Origin of the sequence: Kribbella sp. NPDC050459 (assembly GCF_040655315.1) — a bacterium.
In the GTDB taxonomy this organism is placed as follows: Bacteria; Actinomycetota; Actinomycetes; order Propionibacteriales; family Kribbellaceae; genus Kribbella.
In genome coordinates this window covers 123,626-139,586 of sequence record NZ_JBFAJQ010000004.1, presented here as the reverse complement: position 1 = coordinate 139,586, position 15,961 = coordinate 123,626, and the positions used below count along the sequence as shown (strand labels likewise).

Here is a 15,961-nt window from a genome sequence, read left to right as displayed (position 1 = left end):
GGAACGACGGCCCTCATGGTCACGGAGGTTACGAAGGCATGTCAAGAGCGTGACGCCGGAAAGTTGCAATCGTTTGCAGGCAGAGATTTTCTCGACCGCAATCGTTTGCACGAACTCTTGCCGGACCGCCCGCGCCAGTGGTTACCTAGCCTCCATGCCTTTGCGCCCACTCCCCCACGGCAGCACCAGGATCAGCGGCGGCTTCTGGTTGGAACGGCAACGCACGAACCGCGACGCGACCATCCCGGCCGCCGCACAGCGGCTCGAGGAGGCCGGAACGCTCCGCAACTTCCGCCGAACGGCCGGGCAGGAAACCGGGGCCGAGGCGAGCACCGAGGCGGCCTTCGCCGGCAAGCTGTTCGCGGACACCGATGTCTACAAATGGCTGGAAGCCGTTGCCTGGGAACAGGACCGCGAGCCCTCAGCCGAGTTCGCCGCCTGGCAGGTCGGCACCAATGCCTTGGTCGCCGCCGCGCAGGAGCCCGACGGCTATCTCAACACCCACACTCATCTGGTCCTGGACGGGCAGCGGTACGGCGACCTGGAGAAGGGGCACGAACTGTACTGCGCGGGACATCTGTTCCAGGCGGCGGTGGCGCAGGTGCGGGCAACCGGGGATCGCACCTTGCTCGACGTCGCGTGCCGGTTCGCCGATCACCTGTGCAAGACCTTCGGCCCCGGCCGGTTGGAGGGTGTCGACGGGCATCCCCTGATCGAGACGGCCCTCGTCGACCTGTACCGCGAGACCGGTACGGCGGCGTACCTGGAGCTGGCGTCGTACTTCGTCGAGACCCGCGGCCACGGGACGCTCACTCCCCCGGGTCACCACGGCCCGGCGTACTTCCAGGATCACCTTCCGGTGCGCGAGACCCGGACGATCGCCGGGCACGCGGTCCGGGCGCTGTACCTGGCGTCGGGCGCGACCGACGTCGCGGTGGAGACCGGCGACGACGAACTGCTCGGCGCGTTGCGGGCGATGTGGGCGACGATGGTCGAGAGCCAGACGTACCTGACCGGCGGACTCGGTTCCCGCTGGTACGGCGAGGCGTTCGGTGACCCGTTCGAGCTGCCGCCGGACGCGGCGTACTGCGAGACCTGTGCGGCGATCGCGAGCGTGCAGTGGAGCTGGCGGCTGTTGCTCGCGACCGGCCAGAGCAAGTACGCCGACCTGATCGAGCGGACGCTCTACAACGCGGTGATCTCCGGGGTGTCGCTCGACGGTGACCGGTTCTTCTACGTGAACACGCTGAAGGTCCGGCACAACGCCTTCGCCGACGACCAGCGGTCGGCCGTGGGCGGCAGGCAGCCGTGGTTCGGTACGGCGTGCTGCCCACCGAACGTGATGCGCACGCTGTCCTCGCTCGACCAGCTGGTCGCGACCGCGGACGACGACGGGGTGCAGGTGCACCTCTACGCGCCGGCTTCGGTGAGCGCGGGCGAGATCGGCTTCGAGGTCGAGACCGAGTATCCGTGGCACGGGACCGTCCGGGTGCGGATCACGGCGACTCCGGACACACCGTGGACGCTCGGGCTGCGGATCCCGGCGTGGGCGGACAGCCGACGGCTGACGGTGAACGGGCACGAAGGACCGCTGCGACGGGTGTGGTCCGTGGGTGACGAGGTCGTGCTGGAGTTGCCGGTCGAGGCGCGCCGGACGACGCCGGACGAGCGGATCGACGCGGTGCGCGGCTGCGTCGCGATCGAACGCGGCCCGTTGGTGTACTGCTTCGAGCAGCAGGACGCGGACGTCGTCCTCGACCACACCGCGGTCGTCGCGGGCGAGCTGGTCGAGCGGGAGCGACCTGACCTGCTCGGCGGCGTGACCACCATCGACGTACCGGCACGTGACGGCACGCTGACCGCGATCCCCTACTACGCCTGGGCGAACCGGACGGTCGGACCGATGACGGTATGGATCCGGGAGGACGCGTGAACTACTGGGAGGATCCCGGTCCCGGGTACGGCGTGCTGCCGCCGCGGGCCGCCGTACGGTCGGATGCGCCGCGGTTGAGCCTGAACGGGCAGTGGCGATTCCGCTGGATGCCGTCGGTGCCTCCGGCCGGTTTCGAGGCGCCGGACTTCGACGACTCCGACTGGGACTGGTTGCCCGTGCCGTCGTCGTGGCCGATGCACGGTCATGGCAGTCCGGCGTACACGAACCAGAAATATCCGTTCCCGGTCGACCCGCCGTACGTGCCCGACGAGAACCCGACCGGGGACCATCGGCTGGCGTTCGAGCTGCCGGCGTCGTGGAGCGGTCCGACCGTGTTGCGGTTCGACGGCGTGGACTCTTGTGCGCGGGTCTGGCTGAACGGGGTCGAGCTCGGGGTGACGCGCGGGTCGCGGCTGCCGGCCGAGTTCGCGGTCGGCGACGTCCTGCGGCCGGGGCGGAACGTGCTGGCGGTGCGCGTGCACCAGTGGTCCTCCGGGTCGTACCTCGAGGACCAGGACATGTGGTGGCTGCCGGGCATCTTCCGTGATGTCATGCTGATCTCGCGGCCGGTGGACGCGGACGTCTTCGTGTACGCCGACTACGTGGACGGTTCGGGCGTACTGCGGGTCGAGTCGGCGCCGGGTGCGATCGTGCGGATCCTGGAGCTGGACGTCGAGGCTCCGAGCGGGAGGACGGTGGCGATCCCGGGCGTCGAGCCGTGGTCGGCCGAGGTGCCGCGGTTGTACGACGCGGTCGTGGAGCTGCCGGGTGAGCGGGTCGCGCTGCGGATCGGGTTCCGGACGGTGGAGATCGCCGACGGCGTCCTGCGGGTCAACGGGCGGCGGATCGTGTTCCACGGCGTGAACCGGCACGAGCACGATCCCGTGTTCGGTCGCGCCGTACCGCTGGAGCGGCTGCGCGAAGAGCTGCTGGTGATGAAGCGGCACAACATCAACGCGATCCGGACCAGTCACTACCCGCCGGACTCCCGGCTGCTGGAGCTGTGCGACGAGCTCGGGTTCTGGGTGATGGACGAGTGCGACTACGAGTCGCACGGGTTCTTCCTGCTCGACTGGCGTGGGAACCCGGCCGACGACCCGCGGTTCCTGGACGCGTCCCTGGACCGGATGCGGCGCACGGTCGAGCGCGACAAGAACCACCCGTGCGTGGTGATGTGGTCGCTCGGGAACGAGGCCGGCGTCGGGTCGAACCTGACCGCGATGGCCGCGTGGACGCGGGACCGGGATCCGTCCCGGCCGGTGCACTACGAGGGCGACCTGACGTGTGCCGACGTGGACGTGTACAGCCGGATGTACGCGTCGCACGCCGAGGTCGAGGCGATCGGGAAGCGCGCCGAGAAGCCGTTGGACGATCCGGTGCTGGACGCGCGACGCCGCGCGATGCCGTTCGTGCTCTGCGAGTATTCGCATGCCGGCGGCAACGGTCCTGGCGGGCTGCCGGAGTACGAGGAGCTCTTCGACCGGTTCGAACGGTGCCAGGGCGGGTTCCTGTGGGAGTGGATGGAGCACGGCATCCTGCGTGCCGACGGGTCGTACAGTTACGGCGGCGACTTCGGCGAGGAGCTCCACGATGGGACGTATGTGCTCGACGGTCTCGTCTTCCCCGACCTGACGCCGCAGCCGGTCCTCGCCGAGGTCCACAAGGTCTACGAGCCGGTCCGCCTGACGATCGCCGACGACGTGCTGACTATCACCAACCGGTACGACGTCCTCGACACCTCCCACCTTTCTTTCCACTGGGATCTGGCGGACGAGGGCGTCGTCGTGGACCGCGGCACGCTGGACGTCCCGGTCATCCCGTCCGGCGAATCGGCCACGATCAAGCTCCCTGCTCTGCCGGCCCAGAACCCCGAACGCTGGCTGACAGTCCGCGCCGTCCTCACACAGGACTGCGCCTGGGCCGGGGCCGGCCACGAACTGACCTTCACCCAAGCCCTCGTCCCGCTACCCCCGGCCCGTTTGAGGGGTGAACCTCGCCGCTTGCCCGTTAGCAGTCCGCATACCGGCCCAGGAACGGGCAAGCTTCGGGGTGAACGTCCGACGTTGGGAGGTGGTTGCGCGGTGGGGCCGGGGGTGTTCGACGCGCGGACCGGGCGGCTGGTGGGGCTTTGGGGGTGGGAAGTGGAGCATGTGCCGCTGGAACTGTGGCGGGCGCCTACTCAGCACGACGCGCGGACGTGGGATGCGACGACGCTGGACCGGAAGACACGGTGGGCCAACGCCGGACTGGACCGGCTGCGGTACCGGACTGTTGGCGTCGAGCAGACGAGTGACGGCCTGGTGGTCACCACGATGGTCGGCGCGGCCGCCACGGACGCGCGGGTGCTGACGACGTACAGGTGGCGCAGCGACGGTGAGCGGCTGATGGCCGAGGTCGATGTCGAGCCGTTGGGTGAGTGGACGGTGCCGTGGGCGCGGCTGGGCGTTACGTTCGGGCTGCCGGGCGGCCTGCACACGATGACCTGGTTCGGGTTGGGTCCGGGGCAGGCGTACCCGGACTCGCGGTCGGCGGCGCGGGTCGGCCGCTACACCCGCACGATCGACGACCTCCAGGTGCCGTACCTGTATCCGCAGGAGAACGGCGCCCGCGGCGACGTCCGCTGGGCCGAGCTCTCCGGCGCGGCCGGCAAGCTGCGCCTGACCGGCGACCCGCACGTCGCGCTGACGGTCCGCCGCTGGACGACCGCCGATCTGGCCGCGGCCGAGCACCCGGCGGACCTGCACCCGGGCGACCGCGTCTGGCTCACGCTGGACGCCCTGCAACACGGCCTAGGCAGCCCCACCAGCGGCGCGCCGATCCTCCCACCCCACGACCTCCAACCGCACAAACACACCTTCAAGTTCAGCCTGGGAAGCTGATCCACGTCCCCGCCAGCGGCTGCTGACCGATCCCGGGCTTCGACCAGTCGCAGACCCCGTCGGGGAAGATCGCCCGGAGCTTCTTCCACTGTGCGTCGGTGAATCCGGGGTATTCCGGCCGCTTGGGCGTCCGCAGCTCGCACTTGATCACGTCCGCCGCGACCCCGGCCCCGGCCACCTCCCGCGGGAACGACGCCGACGGGAACAACTTCTCGCAGCGCGAGGCCGGGTCCCGGTTCAGCGGCTGCGCGACGAACTCCGTCGACGACGGAACCCGGCAGCCCTCGACCAGCCCGGACGGCCGCGCCGCGACGATCTTGTCGATCCGCGGCCGCGCGGTGGTGTCGGCCGTCAGCTGGGTCAGCCAGCGGTCCATCTCGTCGACGGCGTGCTGCAGCATCGGGCTCGCGGTGCTGAACAGCCCGTACGTCGCGTCCTCGAGCAGGCTCACCTGGTTGTCCGCCGTACCGTTCGCCTTCTGCAGCCGGGCGCGCATCGAGAACGTGTGGTACCGGACGTGGATGTCGCCGTACGACTGGGTGTCGTAGTACGCCCGGTAGTCGATGATCGGCACGTCCTTCAGCCCGCCGCCGCCGTTCGTCAGCCGCCCGGTCCGGTACGCCGCGCGCACCGCCTGCGGATCGGCCGCGGTCCGCGACGGCACCAGGTTCGCGTCCGCGTCGAAGCCGCCGACGTGCTCGTTCAGGTCGAGGAACTGCGCGGGCGTGATCGCCCCGGACTTCAGCACCTTCAGCCCGTACTGCACGCCGACGTTGTCGAGCGGCCGCCGGGCGAACCCGCTCGACGGGTCCGCGCCGTACGCGTTGATCGTGTGGTCGAAGACGTCGCAGCGCGCGCCCTGCGGGTTCGTCACCGGGTCGTAGCGCTGCTCGGCGGGGAGGTGGGAGCAGTTGCTCCGCGGGTCGATCCGGTTCGCGCTCACCGCCATGCTCGGCAGCGTCGCGTACGTCTGGAAGCCCGCGACCTTGCGCTTCTGCTCCTGCGTCCACGCCAGACCCGACGTGGTGAAGTACGAGTTCAGCAGCCACGAGTCGCTGATGAACGAGACCGTGCCGAACCCGACCTCCGGGAACGAGCAGCCGACGACGATCCCGTCGAAGATGCCCGGGTAGTTGTCGGTGATCTGATGTGCCTGGTACGAACCGCCCGAGCACCCGAAGCCGATCGTGAAGTCCGGCCGGCCGTAGTGCTCGACGAACAGCTCCTTCGTCGTCATCGCGGATTCGGCCGCGGTCAGGTCGTTGCAGTTCTGGCCGAAGACGTTCAGCGACGACGACAGCAACGCGTACCCGCGACCGAGCAGGAACGCGTCGGTGACGCCGCCGGTCGTCGAGCCGGAGCGGTACCACCCGCCGGCACAGCCGCCGCCGAGGGTGAAGATCGCCCGCCCGTTCCAGCTCGACGACCGCCGCGTCGGCGTCGGCGCGGCCTCCCGCAGCGGGTCGTGCAGCATGCTCGTCTGGACCACGGCCCGGTTCGCGCTGCCGGTCTCCATCCGCACGATGAACGGGTCGCCGGCGTCCGTCTTCGCGAGATCCGCCGGGTACGCCGTGGCGCCGGCCGGCCACTTCGCGAACTGGCCCGCGGTGGTCCGGTAGAAGTAGTCGACGCGCGGCGCGACCGTGCAGTCCGCGTCCAGCGGGGCGCCGAGGGTGCCGCCGATCACCGGGACGGTGAACTTCGCGGTCTCACACAGGAACGGCTGCTCGTGCGGCCCCGAGAACACCGGTCCCTGCCGCGGGTGGTTCTGCACGTCCAGCGTCGTCCGCTGCCCGTCCGTCTCAGCGCGGAGAACGTTCGGCCCGGGCCGCAGGCCTTTGACCAGACCCGTCACGCCGGTGCCGTCGGGGGCGAACGCCGACGACACGTCCGCGCCGTTCAGCGTCACCCGCACCGGCTCGTCCGCGTCCGGGACCACGACATGGACGAGCGCGTCGCCGCCGGTCACCATGTCCGGGCGGCCGGACAGGATCTCCAGCTTGACGTCGCGGGACGCCACGGCCGGAACCACCGGGACCACGAGCGCGGCCGCGATCAGCGCCGCGATGACGCGAACTGGTCGGTTCACGGGGTCCTCCAAGGTTCAGTGGGCGACAACAACCTCGTAGCCGTGCGTGATGTCAATCATGTGCTTGTCCGTACCCAGTTTCCGTCAACGACTCTCAGTCGCGATAGGTCCGGACCGTTTCCGGCCAGGCGATCCGGGTGCCCAGCTTGTCGGTGAGGAGTCGCTGGAAGTCGGCCAGCTGGGTGGCGTCGTTACGGACCTTGCGTGGTGACAGGCCTTCGGCCAGGCAGAAACCGACCAGTGCGCCGACTGCCTCGCCGATGCTCCATTCGACCGGGTGGAGGCGGTAACACCCGTTGGTGACATGGGTGGTCCCGATGTTCTTGTTCGCCGGGAGCAGGTTGGTGACGCGGACCGGGATCAGCGCGCCGAGCGGGATCTGGAACGGGTACGCCTCGATGTCGACGTAGCTGCGGCCCGCCGTACTCGGATGCAGGTCGATCCGGTACCGGCCGAGCCCGACCGTGTCCGCGAACACCTCACTGCCCGCCCCGGCCGGTCGCGCCTCGACGCCGACATGCTGCTCCAGCACCGTGAACTCGGCCTGGATCCGGCGCGCCTCGCGGATGTACGGCGTCTTCGCGAGACCGTCCGCCGTACCGGTGACATCGGGGCGCAACCGCAACCCGGGGTAGCCGCCCTCGGTCTGCATCCAGTACAGGAAGGACCGCGACAGGTCCTTGCTCGCGGCCAGGGCCTTCGCCGGATCGGGCCCGCCGAGCAGCGGCTGCTCCCAGTAGTCGAGCTGCGGCCAGTTCACCACCGTGACGTCGGGGATCGCCTCGTCGACAAAGTTGCTGCTGGCAAGGATCTGGCGGTAGCGCCAGAGCGAGAACGGCGCCCGGTGCTCCGGGTTCGCGTCGAGGAGCTGCCATTCCCGCTGCTCCAGCGTGACCGGTACGACGTCGGTCCAGGACAGCTGCGGCCCCGGCCAGAACGGCGCGACCGTGTCCCGCCAGTGCGCGTAGCCGGCCGGGCGATCGATCGTGTGGTCCTCCCCCGGCCGGTGCTCCAGCGCGAAACACCAGGAGAACGCCTGCTGGTCGAGGGGATCCGCGACGTCGGGCGCGTGCGGCTCGCCGGTCTGATCGCGGCCTTCCGCACCGATCACGTGCTCGACGTTCGCCAGCTCCAGCAGGTCACCGAGCTCAGTCGCGTCCACGACGTACGCCGCGGACACCGTCAGCTCGTCGCCGGTGCGCAGGTCCCGCAGCGTCACCGCCTCGATCTCGTCGCCGGTCGTGGCGGCCGCGATTGGCTCGTGCTCCAGGAACAACCGCAGCCGGTCCGAGGCACGCCACGGCGCGAGCATCTCCTCCAGCACGGCCGCGGCGGCGCGGGGTTCGTGGCAGAAGCGGCTGACGACGCCGAGTCCGGGGTCGAGCAGCGGATCCGCGGCGGCCTCGGGCGTCAGCGGGTAGTTGCGGCGGTAGTAATCCCGGATCCGGCGGCGGAGTTCGGCGTACCCGCTCGCGGCGTACTGCTCGATCCACGGGTGCTCGTCCGGTGGCACGAGTTGGCTGGTGAGCTGACCGCCCAGCCAGTCGGTCGGCTCGGTCAGGACGACGCGACGGCCCAACCGGACCGCGGTGAGCGCGGCGGCGACCCCGCCGAGTCCGCCGCCGACCACCAGCACATCGGTTTCGAGTTCCACCGGTTCACTCCCTCGTACGGGCGTCGGCGACGGTTTCGCCGGCCACCAGGTCACAGGCCACCAGTCGACCGACGGGTTCCGCCTCCGGGTTCTCGACCCGCGCGACCAGCGCGTCGATCGCGATCCGGCCGATCTCCTTGCGCGGAACCACCAGGCAGTCCCAGCAGTGACCGGGTTCGTCGCCGGATCCCTCCAGCACCGCCACCGACACGTCCACCGGAATGCTCAGCCCGCGCTCGGCCAGCCGGCGCCGCAGGTCCTCGGCCTGGCCGATGGTCTCGGCAACGACCGCGGTCTCGGGGCCTGCCGCCAGCTCGTCGAGCCACTCGTCGGTCACCCCGGGCTCGCCGCGGAACCCGGGCGAGCGGTCCTGCAGACCGAGACGCTCGACGGCGGCGCGGTACCCCGCACGGCGATCGGCGTACGCCTCCTGCTCGTTGTCCGAGCGCAGATAGGCGAGATCGCGATGCCCGCGCTCGGCCAGCGACGCCACGATCCGGCCGGCCGCGGACACGTAGTCCGGCACGATGCACGGGATCTCCGCGCCCGGCACCTCGCGGCGGCCGATGTGCACGAACAGGTAGCCGTCGCGCCACAGCCGGGCCAGTTCCTCGCGATCGGTCGCGGCGCCGAGCAGGACGGCGCCGTCGGCGAGGTTCAGCCGGTTGGTGCCGTCGCGGTAGATCCGGCGCCGGCCGTCACTCGTCCCGGTCGAGGTGAACAGCACGAGGTCGTAGCCGAGCTCCTCGGCGCGCTCCTCGATCCCGAGCAGGAACTCGAAGTAGAAGTCGTCGCGGGCGTGCGGGAACACGGCCTCGAAGGTATGGACGCCGAGCAGCCGGTTGCGCTTGTTCCGCAGGTTCCGCGCGGCGGCGTTCGGGACGTACCCGAGGTCCTTGACCGCGGCGCGGATCCGGTCCCGGGTCTCCGCCGGGATCCGGTCGACGTCCCCGCTGATCACCCGTGACACCGCGGACTGCGACACCCCGGCCAGCCGGGCGACGTCGGACTGTCTGGGTGCTTTCATCAGGTCTCCTGCGATCAGCGGATGAGTTCCGTCATACGTATGAGCACTCAGCTACGGCCGTGCTCTTACGTATGAGCAGGAACCTACGAGCGCCAGGCCCGGCCTGTCAACGGCTCTCGACGGCTACGAGGTGAACAGCTTCCAGGCGCCCTCCGAGACGACGTCGATCGTGCCGTCGACAACCCGGACGGCGCTGTCGTCGTCGATGGCGTACGTCGGCGCGGGGATCCGTGCCGCCCATTGCTCCGCGTTCGCCAAGGACGCGTCGAGGTGGTGCGGATGCTCCAGGTGCGGGATCACCCCGAAGTCGACGAGTCCGGCGCCCCGGGCCGTGACCAGGATCCGGTCGAGGTCGCCCTGCGGGGTGCGGAAGACGAACTTCTCCGACTTCAGCGGCTGGTCGGCTCCACGGGGCGGCTCGGGGTAGGTCTCGACGAACGTGGTGGTGGCGGCGATGCTCCCGGCGCTGACCCCGACGTACACCGCCTCGTTCGTCTTCAGGAGCTCGGCGAGGCCAGAGCGCCACAACCAACTCGCGAGGAACAGCGGGTCGCCGCCACCGACCAGGATCGCGTCGGCCTCGCGGACCGCCGGCGCCCAGGCCGCCTCGTCGATGCTCGGCAGTGCCGTCAGTTCCAGGATGCCGAGCGACTTCCAGCCCAGCCCGCACAGCGGCGACGGAGAGCTGCCCGTGATCGCACGCCACGCCATCTCGGGCCCACCGGGGAACGGGTACAGCGCGGTGGGGACGAAGAGGGCGGTGGACTCGGCGATCGGCTTGCCCAGGAGCCCGACGAGCGCGTCGTGGATGGTCGCGTTCTTGATGCCGGAAGACGTCAGAAGAAGCTTCATATCCCTGCAACGAACGAGGCACGGCGAATCCGACAGTCGGCGACGACAATCTCTGGGTGCTGACCGGCGAGGCTGATGGGATGGTGGGCGCGGATCGTCCAGTGCCGCTCGAGTTGGGCCACCTGGTGCGGATTGAGGACCGCGACCAGGAGACCGTCAGGGGCAAGAGTTCGCCGCCATCGACGGAGGTACGGCGTGAGGTCGCCGATGGTCAGGCGGTGGTCCCACGGCGGGTTGGTGATGATGCGGTCGGCAGCCGCCGTGAGTTCGCGAGCGTTTCCCCGCCGCCAGGTGATCGAGGACGCCCGCGTGGTCCGGAGTTGGGTGGTGTTCGCCCGGGCTGCTGCGATGGCGGCCGGGTTCTTGTCCACGCCGTGGTACGTCGCCCGCGGTTCGAGCCGCTGCGCCTCGAGCAGCAACGTCCCGGCCCCGCAGAACGGATCAAGGACGTGGTGCCCGGGCGCGAGCCCTGCCAGCCGGGCCATCGCTGCGCCCACGGGCGGGTGCAGGCTGCCGAGCACCGTGTGCTCCCGCCACGGCCGCCTGTGCAGCGGTACGGCGTACGGCCGCCGGGCCACGCGCATCGTCTTGCCGTCCAGCACCACACGCCACTCGGCGCGGTCGTCCGGCGGCGCGACGCCGTACCGCCGGGAGTGGTACCGCCCGCCCGTCAATCGCTCGAGCCGCTCCCCGACCAGGTCCTCGACGTCGTACCGGTTGAAGTTCCGCGTGCCCACGAACGACGCCGACACCGCGAACGCCGGATCGGCCGGCGCCGACTGCACCGCCTCACGCACGGCGTCGGCCAGGCCGGCCCGTGCACGGCCGGGATCCGGCGCCGCGCCGTACACCTCGAACAAGTCGTCAGCCACCCACGGCGGCTGCTCCACGATGCCGGACGACGGCTCGACGATCAGCTGCCGCTTCGTCACCTCGACCACCCGGTGTCCCGCTGCGGCGACCTCCTCAGCCGCCAACCACTCCAGACCACCGACAACTCGCACCAGCACAGAGCGCATGAAGAATCTCCCGGCAAGACCCCGGGAGCAACCAACCGGCTACTCCCGCGTCGCCGGCCAAGGGCAGAACGCCACACAACGGACCGACGGGAGTCAGCCCCGTCGGAAGAAGAAACTCTTCATGGGCGCGATCGTGGCACAAGAACCGCCGGTCACCCAGCGAATTTCCGTCCCGCCCTTGAGTAACCACCTGGCGTGGTCTTGACTTTCAAGTCCCGCCCCGGAGGTTGCCCGTGCGCGTCACGCTGCTCGCCACCGCCCTGTTCCTCGGACTTTTCCCGCTCGCCCCCGCGCAAGCCGCGCCACCGCCCGCCGTCGAAACCGCGACCGTCCGAACCGCAGCACGCAGCGCGGAAGTCGTCGCGGTCAACCAGGTCGCAGACCGGCTGACCGACCTGACCGTGCGGTCCCAGGCGCTGGGCGGCCGGACCGTCAACGTCCGGCTGCTGACCCCGGACGGCTGGAATCCCGCCGACCGCCGTCAGCACTGGCCGACGTTCTGGCTCCTGCACGGCTGCTGCGGGGACTACACGTCCTGGTCCGGCACGGACATCGCCAAGATCCCGAGCCTGCGCAACGTCCTCGTCGTGATGCCCGAGGCCGGCTGGAACGGCTGGTACAGCGACTGGTGGAACTACGGCGCCGGCGGCGACCCCGCGTGGGAGACGTTCCACACCGTCGAGCTGGCGCACCTGCTGGAGCACGGCTGGGGCGCGAGTTCGAACCGTGTCGTCGCCGGCCTGTCGATGGGCGGCCAGGGCGCACTCCTGTACGCCGCTCGCCACCCCGACATGTTCCGTGCGGCCGCGGCGTACTCAGGCTCGGCCCATCCGCTGCTCAACGACGAGTCGATCAACCGGATCAAGGGGTTCTTCGCCGGCCAGGGCAACGACCCGCTCCGGGTCTGGGGAGACCCCGTCGCGCAACGCGGGATCTGGGAGGCGCACGATCCGTACTACCTGGCGCACCGGCTCAAGTCGCTACCGGTCTACCTGTCCTGCGGCGACGGCACGGCCGGGCCGCTCGACCCGCCCGGGAAGACCGACGCGCTGGAGGCGGACTTCAACCGCCAGAACCACGCTCTGGCCGCCGAGCTCGAACGGCTCAGCGCGAAGCACCTGACGACCAACTTCTACGGACCGGGCACCCACGCGTGGGCCTACTGGCAGCGCGAGCTGCACGCCTCACTGCCGATGCTGCTGCAGGCCCTTCACAGATAGGTCTGCGTGCTCGGTGGCGCGGACTCCATCCAGGCCAGGACACCGGTGAGAGCTTCCTCGGTCATGGCGAAGTGGACGGTGCGGTCGCGGAGCTCGGCGTCGACGATGACGTGGCCGGCATAGGTGACGAGCGGCTCGTTGCCCATCGGGCGGCGGGTGGTGACGCCTTCGAGCTGGCGGCGGTTGACGACGAGTTTCGGCCACCAGGCCAGGCTGAAGACCCGGAACCACTGCAGGTCGTCGCCGACGTAGCGGGCCAATCCGAGGGCCCAGCCGCGGCCGTGCTCCTTCTCCGCGAGTTGCAGGCTGCAATCGAAAGTTCCGCCGTCCCTGGACAACCAGCGACGACGGAACGCGACCAGCACGATGAACAGCACGGCGGCAAGCAGACAGACCCCGACGACATCGAGGACTACCCTCATACCTTGCCGACCTCATTTCCGGTGCCCGACCCCGGGCACCCCGGAGAACCGTACTGCTGTGATGCGATATTCGATTATGGCAGGTCGGATCAGGACGTCTGCTCGGCGGCCCGAACTCTGGCCTCAGCGAGTCGCACCTCGTCGGCGTCGGCGTCGGCCAGACCGGCCGCCAGCGCCTGCTCGAGCTCGCGCCGAGCCTCCTCCAGGTCGATGTCGTGACCCATCTCGGCGTTCTCGGCCAGGATCGAGACCCGGTCGTTCGCCACCGAGATGAACCCGTCCGGCGCGGCCGCGACGAAGTACTCGTCGTCGACGGTCCGCACCTGGACGGTGCCGCCCTGCAGCAGGCCCAGCAGCGGCGCGTGGCCGGGCAGGATGCCGACGTCACCGTCCGTGGTCCGGGCGATCACGATCTTGGCCTGGCCCTGCCACACGGTCCGCTCGGCCGCGACCAGCGCGACCTCGAGGTGCTTGGCAGAATCGTCGGCCATCTCAGTTTTCCTTCTGCAGCTCGGCCCACTTGCGCTCGACGTCCTCGAGCGAACCGACGTTGAAGAACGCCTGCTCGGCGATGTGGTCGCACTCGCCTTCGGTGATCTTCTTGAAGGACTCGATGGTGTCCTTCAGCGGCACGGTGGAGCCCGGGATGTTGGTGAACTTCTCCGCCATGTAGGTGTTCTGCGAGAGGAACTGCTCGATCCGGCGCGCCCGCGCGACGGTGATCTTGTCCTCTTCGGAGAGCTCGTCGACACCGAGGATGGCGATGATGTCCTGCAGTTCCTTGTTCTTCTGCAGGATCTGCTTCACCCGGACGGCCACGTCGTAGTGCTCCTGGCCGATGTACTGCGGGTCGAGGATCCGCGACGTCGAGGTCAGCGGGTCGACGGCCGGGTACAGACCACGCGACGCGATGTCACGGGAGAGCTCGGTGGTCGCGTCCAGGTGCGCGAACGTGGTGGCCGGCGCCGGGTCGGTGTAGTCGTCGGCGGGCACGTAGATCGCCTGCATCGAGGTGATCGAGTGACCGCGGGTCGACGTGATCCGCTCCTGCAGCACGCCCATCTCGTCGGCCAGGTTCGGCTGGTAACCGACGGCGCTCGGCATCCGGCCGAGCAGCGTGGAGACCTCGGAACCGGCCTGCGTGAACCGGAAGATGTTGTCGATGAACAGCAGCACGTCCTGCTGCTTGACGTCGCGGAAGTACTCCGCCATCGTCAGCGCCGACAGCGCGACCCGCAGGCGCGTGCCCGGCGGCTCGTCCATCTGGCCGAACACCAGCGCGGTGTCCTTGAAGACGCCGGCCTCTTCCATCTCGTTGATGAGGTCGTTGCCCTCACGGGTCCGCTCGCCCACGCCGGCGAACACCGACGTACCACCGAAGTTGTGGGCGATCCGGTAGATCATCTCCTGGATCAGAACGGTCTTGCCGACACCCGCACCGCCGAACAGGCCGATCTTTCCACCCTGCACGTACGGCGTGAGCAGGTCGAGCACCTTGATGCCGGTCTCCAGCATCTCGGTCTTCGACTCGAGCTGGTCGAAGGCCGGCGCCTTGCGGTGGATCGGCCAGCGCTCGGCGATCTCGAACTCGGACTCGTCCTGGTTCAGGCACTTGCCGGTCACGGACCAGACCCGGCCCTTGGTGACGTCACCGACCGGGACGGAGATCGCCGCGCCGGTGTCGCGCACCTCGGCGCCGCGGATCAGGCCGTCGGTGGGCTTCATCGAGATCGCCCGGACGATGTTGTCGCCGACGTGCAGCGCGACCTCGAGGGTGATCGTCTGGGTGGCGTCGCCGAGGGTGATGTCCACCTCGAGCGCGTTGTAGATGTCGGGCATCGCGTCGGCCGCGAACTCGACGTCGACGACCGGGCCGATCACCCGGGCGACGCGACCGACGCCCGCGGCGCCGGCCTCGTTGTTCTTCTCGGTAACCGTGGCAGTCATCTCTCTCACTCGCTCCCGGCGGTCGCGTCGGCCAGCGCGCTGGCACCACCGACGATCTCGCTGATTTCCTGGGTAATTTGCGCCTGGCGGGCCTGGTTCAGGTCCCGGGTCAGGCTCTCGATCAGGTCCTGCGCGTTGTCCGTCGCGGACTTCATCGCACGCTGCCGGTTGGCCAGCTCGGAGGCGGCCGCCTGCAGCATGCACCAGTGGATCCGGCTGGCGACGTACTTCGGCAGCAGCCCGTCGAGCACGTCCTCGGCGGAGGGCTCGAACTCGTACAGCGGCAGCACGTCGTCCGGCGCCGGCGCCTCCTCGCCCTCGACGACCTCCAGCGGCAGCAGCCGGATGACGTCGGCGCGCTGGGTGAGCATCGACACGAACCGGGTGAAGACGATGTGGATCTCGTCCACACCGCCCTCCTCGGTCGGGGTCAGGAAGGACTCGATCAGCGCGTCGGCGATCTCCCGGGCCCGGGCGAAGCTCGGGTTGTCGGAGTCACCGGTCCACGACTGCGCGACCTCACGCTGGCGGAAGGTGTAGTACGCGACGCCCTTGCGGCCGCTGAGGTAAGGAACGATCTCCTTCTCCTCCTCGCGCAGCAGCTGGTGCAGCCGCTCGCCTTCGCGGATCACGTTGGACGAGTAGGCACCGGCCTGACCGCGGTCGGAGGTGATCAGCAGCACGGCGGCGCGGCGCGGGTTCTCCTTCTCGGTGGTCAGCGGGTGGTCGACGTTCGAGAACGTCGCCACCGCCGACACGGCACGGGTGAGCTCACGCGCGTACGGACCGGCCGCCGCGGCGCGCTGCTGCGCCTTGACGATCCGGGACGCCGCGATCAGCTCCATCGCGCGGGTGAGCTTCTTGATCGTCGTGACCGAGGCCTTCCGGTCGCGAAGCTCCCGCAGGTTCGCCGGCATCG

General features: G+C 69.7%; 12 protein-coding genes. 3 read left to right on the top strand and 9 right to left on the bottom strand.

Annotated features, from left to right (window positions below; all coding sequences use genetic code 11):
• Window positions 1-154: 154 nt before the first annotated feature.
• Entirely contained in the window at window positions 155-1,933 is a 1,779-nt protein-coding gene (locus AB0I12_RS16750; RefSeq protein WP_359930001.1) for a beta-L-arabinofuranosidase domain-containing protein, read from the top strand.
• Window positions 1,930-4,812 carry a glycoside hydrolase family 2 TIM barrel-domain containing protein gene (locus AB0I12_RS16745; RefSeq protein ID WP_359929999.1) on the top strand — a complete coding sequence of 961 codons (2,883 nt, stop codon included), beginning with the start codon at window positions 1,930-1,932 and terminating at the stop codon, window positions 4,810-4,812. Before AB0I12_RS16750 ends, AB0I12_RS16745 begins: the two co-directional genes overlap by 4 nt.
• Here the strand turns inward: AB0I12_RS16745 and AB0I12_RS16740 are convergent.
• From AB0I12_RS16740 to AB0I12_RS16720, 5 genes are all read right to left on the bottom strand, one after another.
• A complete protein-coding gene (locus tag AB0I12_RS16740; RefSeq protein WP_359929997.1) occupies window positions 4,796-6,901 on the bottom strand; it encodes a DUF6351 family protein in 2,106 nt (701 codons plus the stop codon). The genes AB0I12_RS16745 and AB0I12_RS16740 overlap by 17 nt on opposite strands.
• A gap of 94 nt (window positions 6,902-6,995) precedes the next feature.
• The gene (locus tag AB0I12_RS16735) at window positions 6,996-8,555 is read right to left on the bottom strand and encodes an FAD-dependent oxidoreductase (protein WP_359929995.1); all 1,560 of its coding nucleotides are present in this window, start codon (window positions 8,553-8,555) and stop codon (window positions 6,996-6,998) included.
• Window positions 8,556-8,559: 4 nt separating this feature from the next.
• Complete coding sequence (locus AB0I12_RS16730; protein ID WP_359929993.1) at window positions 8,560-9,582, bottom strand: LacI family DNA-binding transcriptional regulator; 1,023 nt, start codon at window positions 9,580-9,582, stop codon at window positions 8,560-8,562.
• Between the two features lie 123 nt (window positions 9,583-9,705).
• Window positions 9,706-10,434, bottom strand: coding sequence for a Type 1 glutamine amidotransferase-like domain-containing protein (locus AB0I12_RS16725; protein ID WP_359929991.1), 729 nt, complete (start codon window positions 10,432-10,434; stop codon window positions 9,706-9,708).
• Window positions 10,431-11,453, bottom strand: a complete 1,023-nt coding sequence (locus tag AB0I12_RS16720) for a methyltransferase domain-containing protein (protein WP_359929989.1) — start codon at window positions 11,451-11,453, stop codon at window positions 10,431-10,433. The genes AB0I12_RS16725 and AB0I12_RS16720 overlap by 4 nt, the downstream gene beginning before the upstream one ends.
• Before the next feature lie 233 nt (window positions 11,454-11,686).
• On the opposite strand from AB0I12_RS16720, the gene AB0I12_RS16715 reads away from it, so the two are divergent.
• Window positions 11,687-12,673: an alpha/beta hydrolase family protein gene (locus tag AB0I12_RS16715; RefSeq protein WP_359929988.1), complete on the top strand. Its 987-nt coding sequence runs from the start codon at window positions 11,687-11,689 to the stop codon at window positions 12,671-12,673.
• Here the strand turns inward: AB0I12_RS16715 and AB0I12_RS16710 are convergent.
• The 4 genes from AB0I12_RS16710 to AB0I12_RS16695 form a co-directional block, all read right to left on the bottom strand.
• Window positions 12,664-13,095, bottom strand: a complete 432-nt coding sequence (locus tag AB0I12_RS16710; RefSeq protein ID WP_355700074.1) for a DUF2550 domain-containing protein — start codon at window positions 13,093-13,095, stop codon at window positions 12,664-12,666. The two genes, AB0I12_RS16715 and AB0I12_RS16710, sit on opposite strands and share 10 nt — an antisense overlap.
• Window positions 13,096-13,184: 89 nt before the next feature.
• A complete protein-coding gene (locus AB0I12_RS16705) occupies window positions 13,185-13,586 on the bottom strand; it encodes a F0F1 ATP synthase subunit epsilon (RefSeq protein WP_355485667.1) in 402 nt (133 codons plus the stop codon).
• A gap of 1 nt (window position 13,587) precedes the next feature.
• Entirely contained in the window at window positions 13,588-15,042 is a 1,455-nt protein-coding gene (gene atpD, locus AB0I12_RS16700; RefSeq protein WP_355700076.1) for a F0F1 ATP synthase subunit beta, read from the bottom strand.
• Between the two features lie 5 nt (window positions 15,043-15,047).
• Complete coding sequence (locus tag AB0I12_RS16695; RefSeq protein ID WP_359929985.1) at window positions 15,048-15,959, bottom strand: F0F1 ATP synthase subunit gamma; 912 nt, start codon at window positions 15,957-15,959, stop codon at window positions 15,048-15,050.
• Between the last annotated feature and the right edge of the window lie 2 nt (window positions 15,960-15,961).

What these genes read in the sequence shown, in the direction of transcription:
- atpD (WP_355700076.1), bottom strand. Translation starts at nt 15,042, where the DNA reads ATGACTGCCACGGTTACCGAGAAGAACAACGAGGCCGGCGCCGCGGGC.
- AB0I12_RS16720 (WP_359929989.1), bottom strand. Translation starts at nt 11,453, where the DNA reads ATGCGCTCTGTGCTGGTGCGAGTTGTCGGTGGTCTGGAGTGGTTGGCG.
- AB0I12_RS16725 (WP_359929991.1), bottom strand. Translation starts at nt 10,434, where the DNA reads ATGAAGCTTCTTCTGACGTCTTCCGGCATCAAGAACGCGACCATCCAC.
- AB0I12_RS16695 (WP_359929985.1), bottom strand. Translation starts at nt 15,959, where the DNA reads ATGCCGGCGAACCTGCGGGAGCTTCGCGACCGGAAGGCCTCGGTCACG.
- AB0I12_RS16705 (WP_355485667.1), bottom strand. Translation starts at nt 13,586, where the DNA reads ATGGCCGACGATTCTGCCAAGCACCTCGAGGTCGCGCTGGTCGCGGCC.
- AB0I12_RS16730 (WP_359929993.1), bottom strand. Translation starts at nt 9,582, where the DNA reads ATGAAAGCACCCAGACAGTCCGACGTCGCCCGGCTGGCCGGGGTGTCG.
- AB0I12_RS16750 (WP_359930001.1), top strand. Translation starts at nt 155, where the DNA reads ATGCCTTTGCGCCCACTCCCCCACGGCAGCACCAGGATCAGCGGCGGC.
- AB0I12_RS16710 (WP_355700074.1), bottom strand. Translation starts at nt 13,095, where the DNA reads ATGAGGGTAGTCCTCGATGTCGTCGGGGTCTGTCTGCTTGCCGCCGTG.